The sequence below is a fragment of the Prosthecobacter sp. genome, assembly GCF_044373815.1.
In the GTDB taxonomy this organism is placed as follows: Bacteria; Verrucomicrobiota; Verrucomicrobiia; order Verrucomicrobiales; family Verrucomicrobiaceae; genus Prosthecobacter.
On record NZ_JBIPNG010000500.1, the window covers coordinates 1 to 4,689 of the forward strand.

Below are 4,689 nucleotides of genomic sequence, written 5' to 3' on the forward strand. Positions count from 1 at the left end.
AGCCGAAGAAGTTCTTCCTCAACATCGCCAAGGATGCTGTGCCCGGTCCGTGTCTGATACGGCTTTACAACGCAGCGGATGCCTCGCCGCCGCGCATTGTGGAAGTGGGCAAATTTGAAGAGGTGCTGGAAAAGGAGCCCAATGACACGCTGGCCGATGCCAAGAAGGCTGAGGGCAAGATGAATATGACCTTCAACGGCGTGCTGGAGAAGGCGGGAGATGTGGACACCTTCGCCATCCGGGCGCAGAAGGGTAAACGCATCCGATTTGATCTGCATGGTTATGCCTTGGGCTCCCCAATGGACCCAGCGATGCGGCTGCTGAATGACCGGGGTGTTGAGATTGCTGCCGGGCATGACACGCACAATCTTGATCCGCGCATTGAATACACGCCTGTCGCCGACGGAGCCTTATTTGTGCAGTTGTTTGCGTTTGCGCATCCGCCTGCGGCCGATGTCGCGTTGAAAGGCAGCGCCAGTCATGTGTATCGGCTGACGGTGACGGATGAGGCGAAGGCTGTGACGGCATTGAGCGCGCCGGGGAAAATCACACTGCCAGCGGTGCTCAATGGCTGTATCAGCAAGGCGGCGGAAGAGGATGCCTACACGTTCACAGCGAAAAAGGGTGATGATTTGCAGATCAGCATGCGTGCGCAACGACTGCGCAGTCTGCTGGATGCCACGCTGAGGATCGAGGATGAGGCAGGCAAATCTCTGCAGCAGGCGGATGATGCCGATAAAGACAGCCTGGACCCCACGCTGCGCTGGAAAGCGCCGAAGGATGGTGAGTTTAAACTGATTGTGGGCGACCGGTTTCAACATGGCAGCGCCGAGCATGTGTATGAGCTGACGGTGAAACCGTTTGTGGCTTCGCTCGCGGCCACGCTGGATACCCATGCCTATCGGCTGGAGTTTGGCAAGACCGTGGAAGTGAAGGTCACGGTTAAGACGAACGGAACCTTTGCAGGGAAGATCAAAGCGCAGGCGGTGCAGCTGCCTGTGGGAGTCACGGCGGAGAGCGTGGATGTGCCGGTGAAGGGTGGTGAGGTAAAGCTGACACTGAAGGCGGTGGCGGAGGTGGTGGCGAATCAGGCGCCGTTTGCCGTGGAGATTGTGACCAGCGCGCCGGATGCGGTGGAGACGGTGAAGGCGACTTATGCGATTCCGTTTACTGAGCCGCGTGGGGATTTATTGATTGTGGCTGACACGCATCCTTGGCTGACGGTGGTGGCGAAGAAGCCGTAGGTGCGAGTGCGCGGGGCAGACGTATCGGTGAGTGTGGGGGGATTTGGGGGCGCTGGTCGACAGGCAGGAGTGCCTGTCGTACTTCAAGCAGCGTGGCTGCTTCCCCATGCACCGCCGCCGGGAGTCTCAATGATCACACGATCTCCAGCGTGAACCGCAAAGGAGGTGCAGCCTTCGAGTGTTGTTGATTGACCATCGCGCAGCAGGGTTTGGTGGCCGGTTTTTCCGGCGGAGCCGCCGTGGAGACCGAAGGGAGATTCCACGCGATGCTGGGTGAGGAGGCTGACGGTGAGTGGAGCGAGGAACTCGAATTCGCGGATGACGCCATCGCCGCCGTGCCATTGGCCCTGGCCGCCGGAGTGGCGGCGGATGGCGAACTGGCGGAGGCGCACGGGATAGCGTTGTTCGATGATCTCGGGATCGGTGATGGCGGTGTTGGTCATGTGCGTGTGCAAGGCATGAGCGCCATGGTAGCTGTCTCCTGCACCAGCACCGCCGGCGATGGTTTCGTAGTAGCCGAAGCCTGCGCCACCGAAGAGGAAATTGTTCATCGTGCCCTGGCTGCAGGCCTGGAGGCCGAGGGCTTTGATGAGGGTATCGACGAGGCGCTGGCTGACTTCGACATTGCCGCCGACTACGGCAGGATCGCGCGCCGCATCGCCGGTGAAGGTGGGATTGAGCAGGGATTCGGGGCAGATGATTTCCACAGGCTCCATCAGACCTTCATTCAACGGCAGGTCTTCCTGCAGCATGATGCGCATGACGTAGAGAACGGCGCTGCGCACGATGGCGGTGGTGGCGTTCAGATTGCGCGGATGCACGCCGGAGGTGCCGGTGAAATCGAGGATGAGTTTGCCGTCGGACTTGCGCATGGAGACGGCGATGGTGGAGCCGTCATCGAGTTTTTCTGCAGCTGAGATTGAAGCGGGCAGGCGGTCGATTTGAGAACGCATGACCTGGGCGGAATGATCCAGGATGCTCTGCATCAGGCCCTGCAAAGAGTCGTCCGCCAATGCACGCAGACGCTCGGCACCGTGCAGATTGGCGGCGAGCTGGGCGTGCAGGTCGGCGAGGTTGTCGGCGAGATTGCGCGTGGGATGGACAGCGGAGGTCAGCAGGGCGGTGGTCTCATCGAAGCAGGAGACGCCGCCGCGAATGAGGTGGCGGGGTGCGATGACGACGCCTTCTTCGATCAAGCGCGTGGCATTGGCGGGCATGGAGCCGGGCGTGATGCCGCCGATCTCGGCATGATGCGCGCGATTGGCGATGTAGCCGATGAGCGCATTCTTTGAATCATGCACGGGCGTGATGAGAGTCACATCGGGAAGATGCGAGCCACCGTAGGCGGGATGATTGGTGATGATGGTATCGCCCGGCTGCATGGCGACGGCTTGTGCGACTTCGCGAACGCAAACTCCAAGAGCTCCGAGATGCACGGGGATGTGCGGGGCGCTGGAGAGCAGGCGTCCGTGGGGATCGAGCAATGCGCAGGAGAAGTCGAGGCGCTCGCGGATGTTGGTGGAAATGGCGGTGCGGCAGAGCAGGGCGCCCATGTCGCTGACGATGGAGTGGAAGCGATGGCGCAGGAGATCGCGCCCCAGTGTGGGAGACGGGCCTGCCACCTGAGAGCAGCGCAGAACGTGACCAAAGCCTGTGACCTTTTCCACGCGCCAGCAGGGTGCGATGACGATCGTGCTGAAGGCATCCTGGATCAGCGTGGGTGCTGGTTCGAGAGGCTGAGCGTGAAGTGGTGTGCCCTGAGTGGCACTCTGGGGTTCGCGCAGAATGATGCGCAGGCTGACGAGTTCGATCTCGCGGCTGGCTGGCGGTTTGTAGCCAAAGAGACGTTCGTAAACGGCGGCGTAGAGTTGTGGTAGATCGGCGGGATCAGCAAACTCGACTTGCAGCGGTGTGTCCTGGCCTTTGAGGCGAAGCTCGGCGATTTGTGTGCGCTCGCCTTGCGGCAGGGCTGCGAGTTCGGCTGGCAGGGTGTTCAATGCAGCCGTCAGCGGCAGGCGGATTTCTTTTTCGATGATGCGTTCCGGCACAGCCTCCTGCAAGCCGACGGCGCTTAGGATGCCGGCGTGTTCAGGGACGAGGATCGTCTGCATGCCGAGGGATTCTGCAACGGCACAGGCGTGCTGAGGGCCGGCACCACCAAAGGCAAGCAGAGCGTGATCAGCAGGAGCAAAGCCTTCACCAATGGAGATGCGGCGTATGGCATCGGTCATGTGCTCAATGGCGAGGCGCAGGAGGGACTGCAGGAGTTCTTCCTCGGTGCCAGTGCCGCCGGTTTGTGCATGGAGTTCGCTCAGGCGTCGCTGTGCGGCTGCGGTATCGAGAGGGATCGGAGCGCGTGCGGGATCGAAGCGGCCGAGGAGTAAATTGACATCGGTGATGGTCAGCGGGCCGCCTTTGCCATAGCAGGCGGGGCCGGGATTGGAACCTGCACTTTGGGGGCCGACGGCGAGGCCGTGATGAGTGAGGTGGCAGATGGAGCCGCCACCTGCGGCGACCGTTTCGATGGCGACGCAGGGGGCAAGGAGCTGCATGCCGGCCACGTTTTGGGAGAAGCGGTAGCCGGGGCGGGTGTCGATGCGAGCTACATCGGTGCTGGTGCCGCCCATGTCGAAGGTGATGATCTTGGTGATGCCGAGTCGACGTGTGGCATTGGCGGCACCGATGGCTCCTCCGGCAGGACCGCTGAGCAGCATGTCATTGGGCCGGATGGCATCGGCGGATTTGAGACCGCCTGCACTGGTCATCACCTGCATGTCGGGCGAGACGCGGCTGATGCCGTTGAGGAAGGACTGCACAGGCGCGTGCAGATAGGCATCGGCCACGGTGCTCTGGGTGCGTGGCAGGAGCTTGGCAAAGGCGGCGGTCTGGTGCGAGAGCGTGAGGTGCGTGAATCCGCACTCGCGCAGGATGGAGGCAACACGAAGCTCATGCTGGGGATGAGCATGACCATGCAGCAGGGAGATGGCGGCGGTGGTGATGCCTTGAGCGATGCACTCATGGGCGGAAACACGCACATGGGTTTCATCGAGGGGTTCGAGCACCTCGCCAGAGATGCTGATGCGTTCAGGCACTTCGCAGGCGATCTCGTGGAAGATCAAGCGCGGTTCGTGCTTCAGCGCGAATAGATCACTGCGGCGCTGATCGCCGATTTGCAGGAGGTCGCCGAAGCCCCGGGTGATGAAGAGGGCGATGCGGCCGCCCTTGTGCTCCAGCAGGGCATTGGTGGCCCGCGTGGTGGCGATGCGGAGGTTCAGGGGAGGAAACTCGCAGCCGGGCGGGGTGTTTGTCAGGATGCGCGCGCCGAGCACCGGAGCCTCCTCGCCGGTGGTGAGTTCCAGCAGGGTGCCGGGTTGCCAGGATGGAGGCGCATCGAGTGTGATCTCGCCTGTGTCATTGTCGAAAGCAGTGATGGTGCGGACTTCCG

2 protein-coding genes are annotated in these 4,689 nt (G+C 61.9%); one reads left to right on the forward strand and one right to left on the reverse strand.

The window, feature by feature from the left end; genetic code table 11:
- The coding region (locus ACIREA_RS26965) for a PPC domain-containing protein (protein WP_397385422.1) at positions 1–1,244 on the forward strand (1,244 nt) is incomplete at its 5' end.
- Positions 1,245–1,327: 83 nt separating this feature from the next.
- On the opposite strand, the gene ACIREA_RS26970 is transcribed toward ACIREA_RS26965, so the two are convergent.
- A partial coding sequence (locus ACIREA_RS26970; RefSeq protein ID WP_397385423.1) for a hydantoinase B/oxoprolinase family protein occupies positions 1,328–4,689 on the reverse strand: 3,362 nt, incomplete at its 5' end.